General features: G+C 62.6%; 23 protein-coding genes. 10 read left to right on the forward strand and 13 right to left on the reverse strand.

Features of this window, described 5'->3' with window-relative positions; all coding sequences use genetic code 11:
* Positions 1-125 precede the first annotated feature (125 nt).
* Positions 126-1,199 carry an alpha/beta hydrolase gene (locus tag EJ079_RS23115; protein WP_127810274.1) on the reverse strand — a complete coding sequence of 358 codons (1,074 nt, stop codon included), beginning with the start codon at positions 1,197-1,199 and terminating at the stop codon, positions 126-128.
* A gap of 449 nt (positions 1,200-1,648) precedes the next feature.
* Here EJ079_RS23115 and ilvA point away from each other — a divergent pair, with 449 nt between their 5' ends.
* Positions 1,649-2,905, forward strand: a complete 1,257-nt coding sequence (ilvA, locus tag EJ079_RS23120) for a threonine ammonia-lyase IlvA (RefSeq protein ID WP_127810275.1) — start codon at positions 1,649-1,651, stop codon at positions 2,903-2,905.
* Between the two features lie 15 nt (positions 2,906-2,920).
* Positions 2,921-3,481, forward strand: coding sequence for a DUF1697 domain-containing protein (locus tag EJ079_RS23125; protein WP_127810276.1), 561 nt, complete (start codon positions 2,921-2,923; stop codon positions 3,479-3,481).
* A gap of 8 nt (positions 3,482-3,489) precedes the next feature.
* On the opposite strand, the gene EJ079_RS23130 is transcribed toward EJ079_RS23125, so the two are convergent.
* Both EJ079_RS23130 and EJ079_RS23135 read right to left on the reverse strand, forming a co-directional pair.
* A complete protein-coding gene (locus EJ079_RS23130) occupies positions 3,490-3,783 on the reverse strand; it encodes a DUF2218 domain-containing protein (RefSeq protein WP_127810277.1) in 294 nt (97 codons plus the stop codon).
* Between the two features lie 112 nt (positions 3,784-3,895).
* Complete coding sequence (locus EJ079_RS23135) at positions 3,896-4,336, reverse strand: VOC family protein (protein WP_127810278.1); 441 nt, start codon at positions 4,334-4,336, stop codon at positions 3,896-3,898.
* 217 nt (positions 4,337-4,553) lie between these two features.
* On the opposite strand from EJ079_RS23135, the gene EJ079_RS23140 reads away from it, so the two are divergent.
* The 3 genes from EJ079_RS23140 to EJ079_RS23150 are packed head-to-tail and all read left to right on the forward strand — an operon-like array spanning position 4,554 to position 6,527.
* Positions 4,554-5,150 carry a cold-shock protein gene (locus EJ079_RS23140; RefSeq protein WP_127810279.1) on the forward strand — a complete coding sequence of 199 codons (597 nt, stop codon included), beginning with the start codon at positions 4,554-4,556 and terminating at the stop codon, positions 5,148-5,150.
* 25 nt (positions 5,151-5,175) lie between these two features.
* A complete protein-coding gene (locus tag EJ079_RS23145; RefSeq protein ID WP_127810280.1) occupies positions 5,176-5,739 on the forward strand; it encodes a DUF192 domain-containing protein in 564 nt (187 codons plus the stop codon).
* Between the two features lie 20 nt (positions 5,740-5,759).
* Positions 5,760-6,527 carry an alpha/beta hydrolase gene (locus EJ079_RS23150; protein ID WP_164873840.1) on the forward strand — a complete coding sequence of 256 codons (768 nt, stop codon included), beginning with the start codon at positions 5,760-5,762 and terminating at the stop codon, positions 6,525-6,527.
* A 38-nt stretch (positions 6,528-6,565) separates the two neighbouring features.
* Here EJ079_RS23150 and speB read toward each other — a convergent pair whose 3' ends face one another.
* The 7 genes from speB to EJ079_RS23185 all read right to left on the reverse strand — a co-directional run bounded on the left by speB (position 6,566) and on the right by EJ079_RS23185 (position 12,440).
* Positions 6,566-7,531, reverse strand: coding sequence for an agmatinase (speB, locus tag EJ079_RS23155; protein WP_127396854.1), 966 nt, complete (start codon positions 7,529-7,531; stop codon positions 6,566-6,568).
* A 12-nt stretch (positions 7,532-7,543) separates the two neighbouring features.
* Positions 7,544-8,314 (reverse strand): creatininase, encoded by a 771-nt coding sequence (locus EJ079_RS23160; RefSeq protein WP_127396855.1) that lies wholly within the window; start codon positions 8,312-8,314, stop codon positions 7,544-7,546.
* Positions 8,315-8,326: 12 nt separating this feature from the next.
* Positions 8,327-9,034, reverse strand: a complete 708-nt coding sequence (locus tag EJ079_RS23165; RefSeq protein WP_127396856.1) for an SDR family oxidoreductase — start codon at positions 9,032-9,034, stop codon at positions 8,327-8,329.
* Positions 9,028-9,783 carry an SDR family oxidoreductase gene (locus tag EJ079_RS23170; protein ID WP_127810282.1) on the reverse strand — a complete coding sequence of 252 codons (756 nt, stop codon included), beginning with the start codon at positions 9,781-9,783 and terminating at the stop codon, positions 9,028-9,030. The genes EJ079_RS23165 and EJ079_RS23170 overlap by 7 nt, the downstream gene beginning before the upstream one ends.
* The gene (locus tag EJ079_RS23175; protein WP_127396858.1) at positions 9,780-10,550 is read right to left on the reverse strand and encodes an ABC transporter ATP-binding protein; all 771 of its coding nucleotides are present in this window, start codon (positions 10,548-10,550) and stop codon (positions 9,780-9,782) included. Before EJ079_RS23175 ends, EJ079_RS23170 begins: the two co-directional genes overlap by 4 nt.
* Positions 10,551-10,560: 10 nt before the next feature.
* A complete protein-coding gene (locus EJ079_RS23180) occupies positions 10,561-11,343 on the reverse strand; it encodes an ABC transporter permease (RefSeq protein ID WP_245466500.1) in 783 nt (260 codons plus the stop codon).
* 104 nt (positions 11,344-11,447) lie between these two features.
* Positions 11,448-12,440 carry an ABC transporter substrate-binding protein gene (locus EJ079_RS23185; RefSeq protein WP_127810283.1) on the reverse strand — a complete coding sequence of 331 codons (993 nt, stop codon included), beginning with the start codon at positions 12,438-12,440 and terminating at the stop codon, positions 11,448-11,450.
* A 121-nt stretch (positions 12,441-12,561) separates the two neighbouring features.
* Here EJ079_RS23185 and EJ079_RS23190 point away from each other — a divergent pair, with 121 nt between their 5' ends.
* Positions 12,562-13,467 carry a LysR family transcriptional regulator gene (locus EJ079_RS23190; protein WP_127810284.1) on the forward strand — a complete coding sequence of 302 codons (906 nt, stop codon included), beginning with the start codon at positions 12,562-12,564 and terminating at the stop codon, positions 13,465-13,467.
* 30 nt (positions 13,468-13,497) lie between these two features.
* Here EJ079_RS23190 and EJ079_RS33995 read toward each other — a convergent pair whose 3' ends face one another.
* Positions 13,498-14,103, reverse strand: a complete 606-nt coding sequence (locus EJ079_RS33995) for a hypothetical protein (RefSeq protein WP_245481723.1) — start codon at positions 14,101-14,103, stop codon at positions 13,498-13,500.
* Positions 14,104-14,250: 147 nt separating this feature from the next.
* Between EJ079_RS33995 and cysE the strand changes: the two genes are divergently transcribed.
* A complete protein-coding gene (gene cysE / locus EJ079_RS23200) occupies positions 14,251-15,099 on the forward strand; it encodes a serine O-acetyltransferase (protein ID WP_013531333.1) in 849 nt (282 codons plus the stop codon).
* A gap of 151 nt (positions 15,100-15,250) precedes the next feature.
* On the forward strand, positions 15,251-15,454 hold the full coding sequence (locus EJ079_RS23205; RefSeq protein ID WP_013531334.1) for a DUF3126 family protein: 204 nt from the start codon (positions 15,251-15,253) through the stop codon (positions 15,452-15,454).
* Positions 15,455-15,523: 69 nt separating this feature from the next.
* Here the strand turns inward: EJ079_RS23205 and EJ079_RS23210 are convergent, their stop codons facing one another.
* A complete protein-coding gene (locus tag EJ079_RS23210) occupies positions 15,524-16,249 on the reverse strand; it encodes a hypothetical protein (protein ID WP_127810285.1) in 726 nt (241 codons plus the stop codon).
* 125 nt (positions 16,250-16,374) lie between these two features.
* Here EJ079_RS23210 and EJ079_RS23215 point away from each other — a divergent pair, with 125 nt between their 5' ends.
* Together EJ079_RS23215 and EJ079_RS23220 are read left to right on the forward strand one after the other, a co-directional pair.
* Positions 16,375-16,716 (forward strand): hypothetical protein, encoded by a 342-nt coding sequence (locus EJ079_RS23215; protein WP_127291442.1) that lies wholly within the window; start codon positions 16,375-16,377, stop codon positions 16,714-16,716.
* A gap of 19 nt (positions 16,717-16,735) precedes the next feature.
* Entirely contained in the window at positions 16,736-17,263 is a 528-nt protein-coding gene (locus EJ079_RS23220) for a gamma carbonic anhydrase family protein (protein WP_127332112.1), read from the forward strand.
* Positions 17,264-17,306: 43 nt separating this feature from the next.
* Here the strand turns inward: EJ079_RS23220 and EJ079_RS23225 are convergent, their stop codons facing one another.
* On the reverse strand, positions 17,307-17,867 hold the full coding sequence (locus tag EJ079_RS23225) for an ankyrin repeat domain-containing protein (RefSeq protein WP_127397558.1): 561 nt from the start codon (positions 17,865-17,867) through the stop codon (positions 17,307-17,309).
* Positions 17,868-17,930: the final 63 nt, after the last annotated feature.

Genomic DNA, 17,930 nt, shown 5'->3' on the forward strand with positions numbered 1-17,930 from the left:
GGGGACGTCAAACGCATGACGTCGCTGGCTATTCCGATAAAGCCAGCGGCCGGCGCGGTCCAGTTCAAAGTGAGTCTATATGTCCGCGAATGTGAACAGGCACGGCGAAAACCGCGGGACCGCATCTATTGCCCAAGCAGGCCGATGCGATCCGTCACGTCACGGTCGCTGGCAAAGCCGTCATCATCGCGCAGCCGCTGGCCGATCATCTTCACCAGCGCCGGATTGTCGGCGAATTTCGTATGGTTGAAGCTGTCGCTTCCTTTGACCTTGGAGAGGTCGACGACCGTCACGCCGTAGGAGGCAAGATCGGCGGCATCCTTGTAGTCGCCGACGCGCGGCCGCGAACCGGCGATCAGGCCGGAGAGCCTGAGCGCCCGATCGTCGTCGGACAACAGCAGGATGAACGGCTTGTCGGGCTTGCCATAGCGCCGCATCTGGCTCTTGAACACGTCGACATCGATGTCGGGCGAGGCCAACACCACGTCGCCCAGCTTGCCGCCGAGATCGCGGTCGCCGGTGATGGCCATCTGGCGCAGCGTTTCCATGGTGACCCAGGTTCCGAGCGAATGCGCGACGATGTCGATGCGCCGGGCGCCCGACTGCTCCAGCATCCTGAGCGTCACCTCCAGCTGGTCGCGGGCAGCACTGGCGCTTTCCTTGTCATAGACATAGTCGGTGGTCCTGGCGCCCGATGCCCAGGAGAACAGCACAGGCGTGCCGGGATAGCCGGAATCATGGACAATCTGGGTCAGGCGATAGACGGCGGCGTCGAAGCCGGTGTTGTAGCCGTGCACGAAGACCATGACGCGGCCGCCACGCGCCGCGATGTCGGCGTTGAGCGCGCTGGAGAATTTCGGCTGCGTTTCGTAGCCGACGACTTCCGAAGCCATGAAATATTTCGCCGGGTCGTCCGACTTGCCGCGCGAGCGCCGCTCGATCTGGCCGGTCTCGTGCAGCCCCGGAACGGTGACGTTGACGCGGGCATAGTTCAGCGTGGCCGAGCGCTCGCCGTCGAAAACCTTGTTGGGATCATCTGATTTCTTGCGCGTCGTGGCGATGAAGATGCTGTGATTGCCGGCGATCTCCGTCACCGGAGCGGACACCATGGCGCTACCCAGCAATTCCTGTGTCTGCGAACCGGCGCAGCCGGCGACGAACAAGGCTAGGACAACGGTAAAGATCTTCTTCAAAGGCACGCCTGAAATTCCAACTCCGGCCGAAAGGCCTGTCTACCCCCGCGACACCTCCCGGACAGGGAGAGTGCGGCGGAACTAAGTCGTGTCCAGTCGAAATGTGATCAGCGCCCGGTTACAGCCATCGCAGTGTTGCGCGAAAGCCAAAACGGCGGGAGGAATGCCTGCGTCGTGGCGCAAAGGGCGGCTTCACCGTCAGCTCGCCGATTCCGGCAAGGACATGGATTTCAGGCCGACCGATGCAACGGGCATGAACAAACGCCTCCAAGTGTTTGCAAGGGTTTTACGAATACCCGCTACGGGAGAGCATGAATGGCCGGACAAGGGCGCCGCGGGGACGGATATGCAATAGGCTGAGCCGGCGCGAAGGCCGGCGCGCCACAAACAGCCGGTGCGCGGCCCGAACAATGATAGAGGTCCGCACACGACATGCGGCGCGAGGTGGTTTTGCGATGAACAGTTTCTCTTCCCGTGTCGCTGCCGCTGCCGCGGCGATCCGCCAGATCTTCCCGGAAACGCCGCTGCAGGAGAACGACTATCTGTCGAAAAAGACCGGCGCGCGGGTGCTGTTGAAGCGCGAGGACCTGTCGCCGGTGCGTTCCTACAAGATCCGCGGCGCCTTCAACTTCTTCCGTAAGACGCTGGCGGCGGGCAACGAGGCGGAACTGTTCGTCTGCGCGTCCGCCGGCAACCATGCGCAGGGCTTTGCATTCGTCTGCCGCCATTTCGGCAGACGAGGCGTTGTATTCATGCCGGTGACGACGCCGCAGCAGAAGATCGACAAGACCAGGCTGTTCGGCGGCGATTTCATCGAGATCAGGCTGGTTGGCGACTTCTTCGACGACTGCTATCGCGCCGCCTTCGAATTCACCGAAAGTTCCGGCGCCCATATGGTGCCGCCCTTCGACCACAAGGATATCATCGAAGGGCAGGCGACTGTCGCCTATGAAATCGCCGATCAGATGCCGGGTGCACGCATGCCCGACATCATCATGCTGCCGGTTGGCGGTGGCGGACTTGCCGCCGGTGTCACCCACTATTTCGCCGATCAGGGCCGGGAAGCACACTACGTCTTCTGCGAGCCGGCCGGCGCGCCGAGCCTGCGCGAGAGCCTCGCTGCGGGAAAACGGCTCAAACTCGCCAAGGTCGACAATTTCGTCGATGGCGCGGCGGTGGCAGAGATCGGCCGCGAGCCGTTGCGGCATCTCAAGGATTTTCCGGCCGACGCTGTGCGGCTGATCCCGGAAAACCGGCTCTGCGCCACCATGATCGAGATGCTTAACGTCGAAGGCGTCGTGCTGGAGCCGGCCGGCGCGCTGGCGATCGATGCGCTGAAGGATTTTTCGAAGAAGGAGATCAGGGGCAAGACCATCGTCGCCGTGGTTTCGGGCGGCAATTTCGATTTCGAGCGGCTGCCGGACGTCAAGGAGCGGGCGCTGCGCTTCGAGGGGCTGAAGAAATACTTCATCATCCGCTTCCCGCAGCGGCCCGGCGCGTTGCGGGATTTCCTCGAACTGCTCGGACCCGACGACGACATCGCCCGTTTCGAATATCTCAAGAAATCGGCACGCAATTTCGGTTCCGTGCTGATCGGCATCGAAACCAAGGACAGCCGTAATTTCGACTTGCTCAAGGCGAATTTCGAAGCCGAGGGTGTCCAGTATCAGGACATCACCGACAACGAGACTTTGGCCGGGTTCATCATATGAGCGATTGGGGATCAAATGATTGATCCGGGAAAAATCTTCGTCGCGCTGTTTTCCGGCATCAATGTCGGCGGCAACCGCATCGTCAAGATGGCGGAGCTGCGGTCGTTCTTCGAGGATCTCGGCTTTTCCGATGTCGCCACCTACGTGCAGAGCGGCAATGCCGTGTTCCGGGCGAAGAAGGGCGACGCGGCGACGCTGACGAAACAGATCGAAGCAGCCTTCGAGAAGAAATGGGGTTTCCATTCGCGCATCATGGTGCGCGATCTCTCATGGTTCGAGCGGCTGGTGAACGAAAATCCCTATCCGGAAATTGCCGCGGACCACACGAAGCTCCACGCCTATGTGCTGGAGCGCGAGCCGACCGCCGACGAGGTGGCGCGGCTGGCGGAAAAACGCACCGGTCCCGAACGCTTCGAGGTCAAGGGCGATGTGCTCTATCTCAGTGCGCCGGACGGGCTGGGCAAATCGGTGTTTGCGGCGCTGATCCCGCGCACGCTGAAAGTGCCGGGCACCGCGCGCAACTGGCGATCGGTGCAGGCGCTGCTGGAGATGGCCACTCAGGCCAGTGGAAAATAGGTCGCCGCCTAAGCTGCCGGTGCGGGCTTCCAGTCGAAGGTCAGCTCTTCGCGGAAAGCAAAGCGCTTGATGTGATCGGCGACGACGCTTTCCAGGCGCTCGATCGCCCCGGCTTCATCGGTTGACACTGTGATGTGCAACGCTGTCGCATCGGCATCCATGACGGTGCGGCCCATCGAGAGATCGATGGTGCCATGGGTGGGATCGAATTCGACCGGGAATTTGTGCGCCCAGTGCTTGCACAGCTGCTGCAGGTAGCGGCTGGCATGTTCGGTGGTGACGTCGGCATGGCTGGTCGGCATGAACTCTCCTGGGCAAGCGCCTGTTAGCCGGACAGATAGGCACCGTTCCGGAAAAACCACACGGTGCTAAGCATGTCAGCCGAGCATTATCCGCTCAAGATAGCGTGATTGGTTACCAGCTTCCGGTGTTCGCCATCGAAGCCCATGGTTCGGCCTTGGCCTTGGCTGGGCCTTTCTGCAGAAGCTCGATCGAGATGCCGTCCGGCGACCTGATGAAGGCCATGTTGCCGTCGCGCGGCGGCCGGTTGATGATGACGCCACTGTCCATCAGATGCTGGCAGGTGGCGTAGATGTCGTCGACCTCATAGGCGAGGTGGCCGAAATTGCGCCCGCCCTTGTAGTCCTCCGGATCCCAATTGTAGGTCAGTTCGACCAGCGGCGCCTTGTCGGCGATGCCGCTTTGCTCGTCTTCGGAGGCCGCGAGGAAGATCAGCGTGAAGCGGCCTTGTTCGTTTTCGTAGCGCCGCACCTCCTTGAGGCCGAGCTTGTTGCAGTAGAAATCGAGCGAGGCATCGATGTCGGCGACGCGGATCATGGTGTGCAGATAGCGCATGTGATTTCCTCGATAATTGCGTTGCGGTGCAACATAGGGTCGGCCCTGTCAAAGGGCAATCATGCGGCAGTGCGCAATGCCGGCAAAGAACAAATCCGGTATTGCCCCAATGAACCGTGAAAAAAGGCACGGCAGGTCTTGCACAGACCGGAAGCCGCGGTGTTAATCTGGTATCAAGAATCAGTTGCGGTGTTCTTGAAAAAGAGGGGGCATTCTTATGGGGGAAAAGGCCTCTTTGACGGGGCGGGACGGAACCCTTGGCGACGCCTTGCAGCGTGACGAAGGCGGCGATGCCGCTGATCTGCTCGAAGTAGCCGGCGCCATCAAGTGGTTCGATGTGGCCAAAGGGTATGGTTTCATCCTCCCGGATGACGGCACCTCGGGCGACATCCTCCTCCATGTGACATGTCTTCGAAGGGACGGCTTCCAGACGGCCCTGGAGGGCGCGCGCGTGGTTTGTCTCGTCAAGCATGGCGACCGCGGATTGCAAGCCTTTCGGGTGCTATCCATGGATGTCACCACGGCGGTCCATCCGGCCGAGATGCAGGAGCAGCGCACCCATGTCGCGGTGACGCCGGAGAGCGGTCTCGAACGCGCCTTGGTGAAATGGTTCAACCGCACCAAGGGGTTTGGTTTTCTCACCCGCGGCGAGGGCACCGAGGATATCTTCGTCCACATGGAGACCTTGCGCCGTTACGGCATCACCGAGCTTCGGCCTGGGCAGGTCGTTCTGGTTCGTTTCGGACGCGGCGACAAAGGCCTTATGGCCGCCGAAATTCACCCCGATATGGGGACCTTGCCGGTCTCGCACTAGGACGATTTCCGGCCGAGGATCTCGAATGGCTTACAGGAACTGGCTGACTGCGGGCGTGACGTGCGCCGTAATTGCCGTCGTCGCCGCTGCCGGTGGTTATTTCTATTCCGAAAAGCCAACCTCAGCGGACAGCCGGGCGATGATCCTTCCGGCCGATCCGGCGCCACTGGTCGTGGTGACGAAAGGCGGTGATCGCTCTTTTTCCATTGAAGTCGCGGATACCGCCGCGGAGCGCGAGGCCGGCTTGATGTATCGCCAGGACATGGCGGACGACCATGGCATGCTGTTCGTCTTCGAGGTCCAGCAGCAGGTTGGCTTCTGGATGCACAACACGCCGATGCCGCTCGATCTGATCTTTGTCGGCCAGGACGGCAAGATCCGCGCGGTCAAGCACGGCGAGCCGCAATCCGACGCCGTCATTTCGCCCGGTGTACCCGTGCGCTTCGTGCTCGAACTCAAGGCAGGCACTGCCGCCAGGAACGGCATCGAGTATGGCGACCTTTTGCGCCATCCGGCCGTGGGCACGGTATCCGGCCCCGGCATGCCGCCGGCCGACAATGGCGATGCGCCAAATGGCGGTGGCGGTTGAGCACGCAGGCGGGATCGCAGATGCAGTCTTTCACCCATGACGGCTTCGAGCTTGCCTTCCTGGATCGCCAGCCGGCATCGGGCGAGGGCGACCCGGTGCTGATGATCCACGGCTTTGCCTCGAGCCATTATGTCAACTGGGTATCGCCCGGCTGGTTCAAGACGCTGAACGATGCCGGTTACCGCGCCATCGCCTTCGACAATCGCGGCCACGGCTCGTCGTCCAAGAGCTATGAGGAGGCCGACTATACGCCGATCAAGATGGCCTCCGATGCCGCCGCCTTGCTCGGCCATCTCGGCATCGAGCGCGCGCACGTCATGGGCTATTCGATGGGCGCGCGCATCGCGGCGTTCATGGCACTGTCCGATCCGGACAAGGTGGCGACGCTGGTTTTCGGCGGTCTCGGCATCGGCATGATCGATGGCGTTGGCGATTGGGATCCTATTGCAGCGGCCCTGCTTGCGGATGATCCCGCCGCGACCAGCCATCCGCGCGGCCGATCGTTTCGCGCCTTCGCCGACCAGACCCGCAGCGATCGCCGTGCCTTGGCCGCTTGCATCGCCAAATCGCGCGAATTGCTGAGCGAGCAGGATATTGCGCGCATTGCCCAGCCGACGCTGGTCGCCGTCGGCACCACCGACGACATTGGCGGTTCGCCCGATGAGCTTGCAGCATTGATGCCGAACGCCAGGGCCTTTCACATCGAGGGCCGTGACCATATGCTGGCCGTCGGGGACAAGACCTTCAAGCAGCGCGTGCTGGAGTTCTATGCCGAAAATCCGCTCTGAGCGGACGGCGATGCATCAGGCGGATTTGATGCTTGTGCTCAGTCCGGCGCTCTCGCTGCTTGAACCGACTTCGCCATCACGCACAGCAGCTCGAACATCATCGTCGCGCCGGCGAGCGCCGTCATTCCGCCCAGGTCGAAAGGCGGCGCCACCTCGACGACGTCGGCACCGACAATGGTCAATCCGTCGAGCAGGCGGACCATTTCCTGGGCCTCGCGGGTGGTGAAGCCGCCTAGCTCGGGCGTTCCGGTCCCAGGCGCCATCGACGGGTCGATGCAGTCGATGTCGAAGGTCACATAGATGGGCGTATCGCCGACGATGCCGCGCGCCTCTTCCATGACGCTGGCCGCGCCCCGCCTGACGAACTCCTCCATGTAGATGATGCGGATGCCCTGGGCGACCGCCCAGTCATGTTCGCCGGGTTCGTATATCGAGCCGCGGATGCCGATCTGGACGATGCGCTTGGGATCGAGCAGTCCTTCTTCGATGGCGCGGCGGAAGGGCGTGCCATGCGTATAGGGATTGTCGCCGAAATAACGGTCGTTGGTGTCGGAATGCGCGTCGAAATGGATCATGCCGACGGGCGCCTTGCGGGCCACGGCGCGCAGCACCGGCAACGTCGTCAGATGATCGCCGCCCGCTGCAAGCGGAATGGCGCCCGCCGTGACGATCGCCGCGATGCCGTCCTCGATGCGCTTCAGCCCGTCCAGGAGGTTGATTGGATTGACCGAGAGATCGCCGACATCGGCGACATTGGCGATGCTGAACGGCTCGGTCCCCGAGACGTGATGGGCGCGCCGCATCAGGCTCGACTGGTTGCGGATTTCGCGCGGGCCATGCCGCGCACCGGCGCGATTGGTGGTGCCACCGTCCCACGGTATGCCGACGAGCGCGATGTCGAGCCCCTCCGCACTCGCCACGGCCGGCAGTCTCATGAAGGTCGAAAGTCCGGCGAAACGAGGAACGGCGGAGGCATCGATCGGCTGGAAGAAATTGCTGCTCATGGTGTCGGCACCTCAGAAGAATTCACGTTTGACGATTTCCGCAATGCGGGTCTCGCAGTCGTCGAGCAGCCACCGGCCCTTTTCGGCCGATGAGCCCTCGGTCAGCGACAGCACGCCGGATGGCGGCACTTCCTCGGCTGGCTTGGGATAGCGATCATATGGCCTGAACTGCGCCGGGCCGTCATGCAGTGCCTTGCCGAGGTCGACGAACTCGGGACGCAGCGCCAGCATCATCGAGGTCTCGATGACGCTCGCATGTTCCAGCTCGATGCCGGGATAACCATCGGGGAACACTTTCGCCAGCGTCTCTGTGCGCACCATTTCCCAATGATCGATGCGCAGGATCGTCAGATCCGCCGCACGCTCGCGGCCGATGGCGTCGAGCGCCAGTTCGATGCCTTCGATCGACGGGCCGATGTTCTCGTAGTGGCCGTTGAGGACAACGATGCGCCGGACCTTCTGGCGATAGAGATCGCAGATCACATCCTTGACCAGCAGCGAAAACGTATGCGCCGTGATGTTGATCGTGCCGGGGAAGGCCGGGCCGCCGCCTGTTCTCGGCTGCGAGCGGTTGCCGTAGGCAATGGTCGGCGCGACGAGGCCGCCAACCTGCTTCGCCACCGTCTCGGCGATGGCGGTGGGAAGCACAACATCGACGTTCATCGCCATGTGGTGGCCGTGCTGTTCGGTCGAGCCGAGCGGCAGGAAGATGGGAGCGCCGGCGGCGATCCGCTTCTCGGCTTCGGGCCATGGCAGTTCAGCGAGGAAAACTCGGTCTTTCATGATCATCTCGTTTCAAAGCATCGCCGCGCCACCATTGGCGCCCAGGCATTGTCCAGTGAAGAAGGTGGCGCCGGGGCCGGCAAGGAAGACCACCGCGGAGGCGATTTCATCCGGCCGGCCGATCCGCCCTAACGGGTGTGTCGTTTCAAGCGCGCGCTGGCTCTCGCTCAGCGCCTCGAAACCGAGAAGCGGCGTGTCTGTCGGCCCCGGCGCCACGGCGTTGACCAGGATGCGAGGCGCAAGCTCGCGCGCCCAGGATCGGGTCAGGCCGAGCAATGCGGCCTTGGTCGCGCAATAGACCGAGGCGCTCGCCCGGCCGAGATAGGCAAGCTCGGAGGCGATGTTGATGATGCGGCCGCCATCGGGAAGGTACGGCAGGACTTCCCGCGCCACGATGATGGCGCCGCGCACATTGACGGCAAACATGCGGTCGACATGGTCGAGCGAAATCGCGCCAAGCGGTGCTTCCTGCAGGATGCCGGCATTGTTGATCAGGATGTCATAGCCGCCGATCCGTTCCGCTCCTTGCCTGACCGCGGCAATAATGTCGGCCTCATTGGCAAGGTCGCAGGCAAGGATCGGGATATCGCCTTCGGATGCCTTGAGATCGAAGCCGAGAACCATGGCTCCGGCGTCCCGCAAGGCGAGCGCGGTCGCGCGGCCGATGCCGCTGGCCGCACCGGTGATCAGCGCGCGTTTTCCGTGCAGCGGGGTTACCAAGGCACTTCTCCCCTGTCGACGCCGAGCGACTGCCCGGTGATGTTGGCCGCGAGATCCGACGCCAGGAACAGGTAGGTGCCGGCCATGTCGGCCGGCTCCATCAGGCCGGGCAGGGCTTGCGCGCCGACCATGTCTTCGAGCAGTGCTGGTTCACTGACGCCGCCTTGCTCGGCCATGCGGCCAAGCGAGCGCATCGATGCTTCCGTGCGGACCCATCCCGGACAGACCGCATTGACGCGGATGCCTTTCGATCCAAGTTCCTTGGCCCAGGTTTTCGTCAGGCCGATGATGGCGTGCTTGGAGGCGACATAGGCGCCGAACCGCGCTTCGGCGACGCGGCCCCAGATCGATGCGGTGTTGATGATCGAAGCGCCGGCCTGCATGCGCGGCAAGGCGCGCGCGGTGACAAGCGCCGTGCCGATGACGTTGATCTCGATGATGCGCCGGAAGGCGGCTTCGGCCTCGTCGCTGCTGTCAGTGATCGGCGTCATCAGCTCGAGGCCGGCATTGTTGATGAGCACGTCGATCCGGGAGATCGGTCCGAGGGCCGCGCCGACCGCCTCGCGGTCGGCGATGTCGGCCTCCGTGCCTGTGGCGCCCAAGTCGTGGGCCCGTTCGTGCACGGCCACGTCGTTGGCAATGAGGTGCAGGCTGGCGCCGGCCTGGGCGAAGCCCTTGGCGATGCCGAGCCCGATGCCTCGGCTCGCTCCGGTGATCACGACCGTCTTTCCGGAAAAGGAGAGGCTCATACGACCACTCCGGTTTCGTTGCGGATCAGATGCAGGACCTTGTTGCGCAGCTCGAAGAATTTCTGGGTTTCGCGAATCTCCAGCGGCCGGTCCGGGCCAAGCTCTGCCGCCACGTCGATATCGGCGACGATCGAGGCTGGACGGCGCGAGAACAGGATGATCCGGTCGGCGAGAAATACGGCTTCTTCGACGTCGTGGGTGACGAAGATGATGGTCTTTTCCTCGCGGATCTGGATCTGCCGCAGCTCGACCTGAAGCCGCTCGCGCGTCAGCGCGTCGAGCGCGCCGAAGGGCTCGTCCATCAACAGCACGTCCGAACCCGCGGCGAGCGTGCGGGCTATGGCCACGCGCTGGCGCATGCCTCCCGAGATACGGTTTGGATAGGAGTCGGCAAAGTCTGCGAGCCCGAACAGCTTGAGATAGTGGCTGATACGCTCGGCTCTTTCGGTGGCACCGAGGTCCTTCCTGTAGCGCATGCCGAAGGCGATGTTGTTTTTGACCGTCAGCCAGGGAAACGACGAATAGGACTGGAACACCATGCCGCGCCGACGGTCCGGCCTGACGACCTTTTCCCCACCGAGCAGGATCGAGCCCGAACTCGGTTCGTCGAGGCCGCCGACCATGCGCATCAGGGTGGTCTTGCCGCAGCCCGAGGGGCCGAGGAAGACGACCAGCGAATTGCGGTCGAGGCCAAGGCTGGTGTTTCGCACGACATCGACGGGGCCAAAGGACTTGGCCGTGTCGACGAATTGAACATATCCGGTCATGTCATGCTCCTTACAGATACCGGAACAGCCGGCGGTGAAGCAGGCGCAAAAGCTGGTCGGTGACAAGGCCGATCAGGCCGATGACGACGACGCCGGCCATGACCTCCGGTGTCTTGACGAAGCGCCGGGCCGTCCAGATCACATAGCCGATGCCGGAATCGGCGGCGACGATCTCGGCGATGATCAGATAGGTCCAGCACCAGCCGAGCGTGATGCGCAGATTGTCGAGCAGCGTCGGCCCCATCCAGCGCAGAGCGACGTCGACCATGACCTGCCTCGAATTGGCGCCGACGGTGCGGGCGACCTCGACGAACTCCTGCGGCACGCGCCGCATGTCGTCGGCGACGAGCAGCACGAGCTGGAAGAACGTCCCCAGCCAGAGCAGGAAGATCTTGGTTTCCTCGCCGACGCCGAACCAGATGATGGACAGCGGCACCAGCGCGGGGACCGGCAGATAGCGGATGAAATCGATCATCGGCTCGAGGGCGGCGCCGACGATCCGGTAGCTGCTCATCATGATGCCGATCGGGATCGCCATGACGGCGGCCAGCAGGAAGGCAATCCAGACACGGGTGGTCGAAACCGCGACGTGCCAGAGCAGGTTCTGTTCGGTCAGCATCGTCCATAGCGCGACGACGACGCGGCTCGGCGACGGCAGGAACTGCGGGGCAATGATGCCCGCGCGCGCCGCCAGCTCCCACAGGGCAATAACGAGCGCAGCCGCAGCGACACTGACGGCGAACTCCAGCATCGGCGATCCGCGTCCGCGGAAGACGAACAGGCTGCTGAACAAATCACTATCCCCGGATGATCGAAAGAACGGTCGTCACCGGCGGTAAGCCGGAATGACATCGCTGCCGACAGCCGAGACAAGCTGCCGGCCCGGCCGCGCGGCCGCTATTTCGCCGGGATCTTGTTGATCGCCGAATTGTCGATCTGGTCGGCCGCCACCAGTCTGTTGTCGGCGGCGCCGTTCTCCAGGTTTAGATCCATCACCGTGTCGAATATCCCGTGCAACGTGCCTTTTTCTCCCGGCTTGCCCATGTAGGCCAGGGATTCTGCAAGCGTCGTGTAGGACAGGCTGGAGTTGACGATGTCGGCCACTTCGGCAGGCGTCAGGCCGAAATGCTTGGACGCCATGTCGGCGAATTTTTCCGGCTCGGCCTTGATGAAATCGACCGCCTCATAGATGCAGCCGAGGAATTTTGCGTATTTGTCGGGGTTCGCCTTGAAGTCGTCGTTGCGGGCGATGATCGCGTCGATGATGATGCCGCGATGATCCTTGGACGAGATCAGCATGCGGGCACCGGTGCGGGTCGAGGCCTTCAGCGCCTGCGACATGAACGGTTCGTAGGTCGCGATCGCCGCGATCGATTCATCGACGAAAACCGCACCCGTATCGGCCGTCGCGATGTCCTTGATCTGCAGATCCTTCAGCGACAGGCCCGCCTGCTTCAGCTCCATCTGCAACAGCAGGCGCGAGGGGATGTTGGGCTCGGCCGCGACAACCTTGCCCTTGAGATCGGCAACCGACTTGATCTTGTCATCGGTGATGACGCCGTCGCCACCGACGGATTCGTCGATCGTTCCGATGATGATGCCGGGCGTCGAAGCATCGCGCGGGCGGCCCTGATATTCGCCGACCGAGCGCATCTGCATCTCGATGTCGCCGCGCGCCATCGCCGCCATGACGTTGGTCAGGTCATCCTCGAACTTGATGCTGACATCAAGGCCCTTGGCGGTGAAGCAGCCAAGGTCGCTGGCGATATGGACAGGCGCAAATCCCAGCCATGTCGGCGCCAGGATGCGGATCTGGTCGGCGCTGAGGGCGAGCTGCGAACTGGCGAGCAGCAGGGCTGCGGACAAGGCGGTGCCGAGTAACGGTTTCATGATTGTTCCCCAATTTTGTTCCGTACAGGCTCGCGATTTCTGACATTGATGTAAATGAGTTTATTTAGAACGATACATCGAATAACATCGATGTATCGTTCTGTGCATCATGGGGGGCGCCATGCGCCGGCTGGACAATATCGACATCCGCCTGCTGCGCGTTTTCGTGGCGCTGGCCGATTCAGGCGGGTTCGCCGCTGCGCAAATCACGCTCAACCTGTCGCAGCCGACGCTGAGCACGCATCTGGCGGAGCTGGAGAAACGCATCGGTGCGCAGCTCTGCCATCGCGGGCGCAAGCAATTCCGCCTGACCGAGGTTGGACAGGCAACCTACGATGCGGCGCAGAAGCTGTTCCGGGACCTTGACGATTTCGGACATCGCATTAATGCAGCCAGCGGCAGCCTGTCGGGCCGCTTGCGGGTCGGCACGTCGGATGGGGTCTTCACCAGTGGTGAACTGGGTATCCAGCACGCCCTCAGCCGCTTCATGGGGCCCGATTCCGACGTCTTCATCGACCTTTCGGTGGGTACGCCGTCCGAACTCGAGCAACAAGTTGCCGATGGCGGTCGCGACGTCGTCATCGGGCCGCTGTCGCAGAAAGCGCCTGGGGTCGTCTATCGCGACTATTGCGGCGAACCGCATCTTCTCTATTGCGGCCGTCGGCACCCGCTCTTTGCGATGCCCGATTCAAGGATCGATCAAGGCGCCGTCGACGCTGCGCGGTTCTCGGTGCGCAGCTATCGGCATTTCGACGACCTCTACCTGGTCGGCCATCCCAAGGCGAGTGCATCGGTCGTGCACATGGAAGCGCAGTTGATGCTGATCCTGTCGGGCAACTTCATCGGCTTTCTGCCGTGCCATTTTGCCGATCCCTGGGTCGCGGCCGGAGACATGCGGGCAATCAAGCCAAGGGCCTATTCGTTCAGTTCCATACACCGCGTCGCCTATCGCAAGACCGACGCCCAGCGCTCGCTTGTTCAGGCGTTTCTCGGTGCATTGTTCGATGCAACGCCCGTGGCGGGATAGGGAGACATGCAAGCGCGCCACCGGCGAAGATCACAAAGGGGTTTGCAGGGCCTGCAATGACCGCGTCATGTTTTCCCTGGCCTGCGGTTCGAAGCGCTGGCGAAACTCTTCAGTGTGGAAGATGTGCGGGCGGGCGAGGAAAGTCTTCAGGACAGCACTGCGTCCGGCCCGCCACATCGGCTCCTCCACCCAGTGGTACTCGCGCCGCACGGCGCGCTCATAGGCGTCGAAGGCGTCCGGCGCGGCTCCCAGGATCGACAGATCCATATCCAGGAAAAGACTTGCGTCCCGTGTGGCCGCCGCGTCTTCGAACGGCGACACCTGGTGCGTGGCGGTGGCGACGATCATTGCCGAGATGCGGTTGAGGCGTGAAGGATTTGCGCGGCCCGCCAGCTTTTTCTCGGCAAGGGCAGCACTTTGCGCCTCATTGTCCTTGGCCTTGCTGTCATAGACGGCATCGTGGAACCAGATCGCCGCTTCGATCGCCTCGGGGTCGCCGAGCAATTCTCGACAGTCGCCAGCGAGCGCCAGCATTGCCTCGATATGGAAAAGGTTGTGATAGTGGCGGCCTGGCGCCCGGTAGAGAGCCGAAAGCTCGCTTTTCAGCGCGTCGTCGATCAAGGGTTCGTTTTCCATGGCTGCTTGAATTCCCGCGAACCAAATCCATTTGACAAAGCACTAAGGAAAATTGAGTTCAATCGTGCTATCATCTGGCTTATATGTGCGGCCAGGCAACAGGCAAGCACAACAGGCAAGCCAGGCAGGACGCAGGACGAGACGGCGATGAACAGCATCAGCATTTCCCGACACAGCGCATTGAAGCCCGTCGATCCGATCTGGCGTTCGATCCGCGACGAGGCCATGGAGGCTGTCAACCGCGACCCGCTGCTCGCTGCATTCCTCTATTCGACCATCCTCAACCAGGACAGCCTGGAGGAAGCAGTCATTCACCGGCTGGCCGAGCGGCTGGCGCACCAGGACATCGGCTCCGATCTCATCCGCCAGACGTTCAAGTCCATGCTGGCCGACGACAAGGAGTGGCCGACGACGGTGCGTGTCGACATCCAGGCCTATTATGATCGCGATCCGGCTTGCGATCGCTTCATCATGCCTGTGCTCTATTTCAAGGGTTTCCACGCCATCCAGACCCATCGGCTGGCGCATTGGCTGTGGAATCAGGGGCGCAAGGATTTCGCGCTCTACCTGCAGAGCCGCTCGTCTTCGGTGTTCCAGACCGACATCAACCCGGCCGCCCGCATCGGCAAGGGCATCTTCATCGACCATGCCACCGGCCTCGTGGTCGGCGAGACCGCTGTCATCGAGGATGACGTGTCGATCCTGCACGGCGTGACACTGGGCGGCACCGGCAAGGCCGGCGGCGACCGCCACCCCAAGATCCGCTACGGCGTGCTGATCGGCGCCGGCGCCAAGATCCTCGGCAACATCGAAATCGGCCATTGCTCGAAGATTGCCGCCGGCTCGGTGGTGCTGTCGCCTGTGCCGCACAACAAGACAGTTGCCGGCGTGCCGGCCCGCGTCGTCGGCGAGACCGGCTGCGATCAGCCGTCGCGCCAGATGGACCAGCTTCTGCCGTCGCAGACGATGGATCAGGTCGTCAGCTTCGACATCTGATTTTCACGAGGCCGCCGCCTGCTGCCGGATTCCGGCCGCTGGCATGAGTAGGTGGTTGTCTCGCCTTATCAGGCCGCTTGCCTTTACATCGCCATTGTCGACGTGCCAGAAGCGCGTTCGAACGAGCAAGCCCGATGATCGGAGAAGACTGTTGAAGCCGGACGAAATCAGAAAGCTGGACGCCTATTTCAAGCGCGTCTTCCAGAACCCCAAGCTCGAGGTCAAGGCACGGCCGCGCAAGGACGATTCGGCCGAGGTCTATGTCGGCGACGAATTCCTCGGCATCGTCTTCAAGGACGAGGACGACGGCGATTACAATTTCTCGATGGCGATCCTCGACATCGATCTGGCCTGAGCCAGCGATTTTGCGCTCGGCCGGCTCCGCCTCGAATGCGGCCGGCCGGCCGCACCTTCCGAGGCTTTCTTACTGTCCTGTTTTCAGGACGCGCCCGGCTTCAGTGGCGATTGCCGCGTCGAGCGCCTGCCAATCGCCCAGAAACTCCCTTGGGAAGCGATAGGTGAGGCTGAGCTCGTCGCCGACCTGGATGTCGCGCTCGCAAGGCGCCAGCGATTGGTCGGCACTCGGTCCGCTCAGGCAACGGGCCACGAACGGCTCCTTGCCGGGGCGATTGCCGACAACCAGCACCTCGTTCAGATAGCCTGATTTCTCGTTGAAACCATAAATCATCGTGCCGCCAGGCCCGACAATGCCGGGTTGGGTGATCAACGAGCTGTAGATCGGCGCGAAGCGGCCACTCATGTCACGCGACATCATCTGCTGTTCGAAGGCCAGAAAGACGATGCTTTTGGCTGTCCCCGTATGGTTGAAATCATCCCGCGCCGCCTCGCTGTAGCCGTCCATCTGGGGATAGCGCAGATAGAGGTCGAGCCGCGAGGCGATGCCGTCGCGCCGGGCCTGGGCGAAACGGATGGCGTTGGCCGGGACCGTGATGACATTGTTGCCGATCACCACCTGGTGCATCGTTGCGTCGTCGGTGTATCCGGCCATGGCGATCGAATGGCCGAACCATTTGCCTGCAAGGCTGATCGCTGCTGAAAGCAGGGCCAGCGCCGCGAATCCGTAGAGCACCCGCTTCATCAGCCTAGAATCGACCACAGTGAGTTCGTTGGCGAGCACTGCCTGCTTCATCTCAGTCCTCGGATCTCGGGCCGTCCGTCCGCCTCCAGTGTCCCTGGGCGGCACACATCGTACGGCACGGCTCTTGCAGCCTGCGTGGAACGACTGTGCAATTTCATGGTAAATGGAAAGTTAAGATGGGACCGCTGGAACTCACACTCTTTGCTTTTGCCGTCGGGTTGACGGCCTGCGGGCTGGCCGGATCGGCTATGGAACTGGTGTCGGGCCGCAAGGTCGCCTTCACCGAACCCTATGTGTCGCCGTCACATGTCTTGCGCTCGCTGCTCGCCACGGCCTGTGCCGGACCCTTCATGCTGGTCAATGATGCCATCGATGCCCGGCGTCAGCGCCGCATTTCAACGTTGGCGCTGATGTCCTGCGGCTGCACGGCAATTGCGTGGACCTTGGCGCTGGGCGTCGTCGTGCTTGCCATTGCCTCATGGACGGTCCGTCTCCTAGGGTCCGAGCTGCCAGGCTGAGACGATTCGGAGAGCAGAAATGCCGCTTTATGCGATCGATGGAACAGAGCCCAGCTTCGCCGATGCGGATTCGAACTGGATCGCGCCCGATGCGACGCTGATCGGCGACGTCAGGGTCGGACGCAATGCCGGCTTCTGGTTTGGCGCCGTCATCCGTGGCGACAATGAGCCCATCGTCATCGGCGCCGATACCAACGTGCAGGAACATACTGTCATGCACACCGATCCCGGCTTCCCGCTGACGATCGGGGAAGGCTGCACGATCGGCCACCGCGCCTTGCTGCATGGCTGCACGATCGGCGACAACAGCCTGATCGGCATGGGCGCCATCGTGCTGAACGGCGCGAAAATCGGCAGGAATTCTCTGGTTGGCGCCGGTGCGCTGGTCACCGAAGGCAAGGAATTCCCGGACAATTCGCTGATCGTCGGCTCGCCTGCCAAGGCGATCAGGGTGCTGGACGACGCGGCCGTGGCAAGGTTGCGCGGCTCGGCGGCGCACTACGTTGCCAACGGCAAGCGCTTCCAGGCGGGGTTGAAGAAGGTCTGAGGTCGGCCTGGCATTTGCTGGCGGTGGTTCGTAGCGCCCCAACTCACTGTCTGTCGGAGTTGCGCCCGGCCATCGCATCGCGCAGCAAGGAGGCACCGGCTTCAAAGCCGGCAATCTCGGCTTCCTCGATCACGTTCCTGTAGTCATCGATGCGGGTTTCGAGCACCGGGTCGGCGCCCGCCGCCAAAAGCAGGCCGATCGCATCGACACTGCGGATGGCCACCGAATAGTGCAGCGGAGTCCAGTCGTTGACGCCCCGCATGTTGGGGTCGGCACCGCCGTCGATCAACACCCGCACGATGTCCAGCCGGTCGGCGCGGTCGGTGGACAGCGCTGCAATGATGGACGGAAACCCGCCGTGATCCTGATAGTTTGGATTCGAGCCGGCATCCAGCAAAGACGAGATGAAGCCGACGGGGCTCCAATAGATCGCATATTCCAGCGGATGCCCGAGGCCGAGCTCGAACGGCATGCGCTCGTCGAACCAGCGGGAAGAGCCGCCCAACGCCACGCCGAGGCCCTCGAAGTCGCCGGCCTTGAAGGCATCGTCGATAACGTTGAACAGGCGATGGCGCTCGCATCGATCTTCCGGGATTTCCAACATGGCCGTGATCCAGAAGGCGAAACTGACGGCCTATAGTGCCTCGATCTTCCGGGCGTGGGAAGG

It is taken from the genome of Mesorhizobium sp. M7A.F.Ce.TU.012.03.2.1 (assembly GCF_004006095.1).
Taxonomy (GTDB): Bacteria; Pseudomonadota; Alphaproteobacteria; order Rhizobiales; family Rhizobiaceae; genus Mesorhizobium.

Coding starts and splice junctions, on each gene's coding strand:
- EJ079_RS23150 (WP_164873840.1), top strand. CDS start 5,760: ATGCAGTCTTTCACCCATGACGGCTTCGAGCTTGCCTTCCTGGATCGC.
- EJ079_RS33995 (WP_245481723.1), bottom strand. CDS start 14,103: ATGGAAAACGAACCCTTGATCGACGACGCGCTGAAAAGCGAGCTTTCG.
- speB (WP_127396854.1), bottom strand. CDS start 7,531: ATGAGCAGCAATTTCTTCCAGCCGATCGATGCCTCCGCCGTTCCTCGT.
- EJ079_RS23160 (WP_127396855.1), bottom strand. CDS start 8,314: ATGAAAGACCGAGTTTTCCTCGCTGAACTGCCATGGCCCGAAGCCGAG.
- EJ079_RS23210 (WP_127810285.1), bottom strand. CDS start 16,249: ATGAAGCAGGCAGTGCTCGCCAACGAACTCACTGTGGTCGATTCTAGG.
- EJ079_RS23145 (WP_127810280.1), top strand. CDS start 5,176: ATGGCTTACAGGAACTGGCTGACTGCGGGCGTGACGTGCGCCGTAATT.
- EJ079_RS23135 (WP_127810278.1), bottom strand. CDS start 4,336: ATGCGCTATCTGCACACCATGATCCGCGTCGCCGACATCGATGCCTCG.
- EJ079_RS23140 (WP_127810279.1), top strand. CDS start 4,554: ATGGGGGAAAAGGCCTCTTTGACGGGGCGGGACGGAACCCTTGGCGAC.
- EJ079_RS23125 (WP_127810276.1), top strand. CDS start 2,921: ATGATTGATCCGGGAAAAATCTTCGTCGCGCTGTTTTCCGGCATCAAT.
- EJ079_RS23175 (WP_127396858.1), bottom strand. CDS start 10,550: ATGACCGGATATGTTCAATTCGTCGACACGGCCAAGTCCTTTGGCCCC.
- ilvA (WP_127810275.1), top strand. CDS start 1,649: ATGAACAGTTTCTCTTCCCGTGTCGCTGCCGCTGCCGCGGCGATCCGC.
- EJ079_RS23215 (WP_127291442.1), top strand. CDS start 16,375: ATGGGACCGCTGGAACTCACACTCTTTGCTTTTGCCGTCGGGTTGACG.
- EJ079_RS23130 (WP_127810277.1), bottom strand. CDS start 3,783: ATGCCGACCAGCCATGCCGACGTCACCACCGAACATGCCAGCCGCTAC.
- EJ079_RS23190 (WP_127810284.1), top strand. CDS start 12,562: ATGCGCCGGCTGGACAATATCGACATCCGCCTGCTGCGCGTTTTCGTG.
- EJ079_RS23170 (WP_127810282.1), bottom strand. CDS start 9,783: ATGAGCCTCTCCTTTTCCGGAAAGACGGTCGTGATCACCGGAGCGAGC.
- cysE (WP_013531333.1), top strand. CDS start 14,251: ATGAACAGCATCAGCATTTCCCGACACAGCGCATTGAAGCCCGTCGAT.
- EJ079_RS23220 (WP_127332112.1), top strand. CDS start 16,736: ATGCCGCTTTATGCGATCGATGGAACAGAGCCCAGCTTCGCCGATGCG.
- EJ079_RS23185 (WP_127810283.1), bottom strand. CDS start 12,440: ATGAAACCGTTACTCGGCACCGCCTTGTCCGCAGCCCTGCTGCTCGCC.
- EJ079_RS23225 (WP_127397558.1), bottom strand. CDS start 17,867: ATGTTGGAAATCCCGGAAGATCGATGCGAGCGCCATCGCCTGTTCAAC.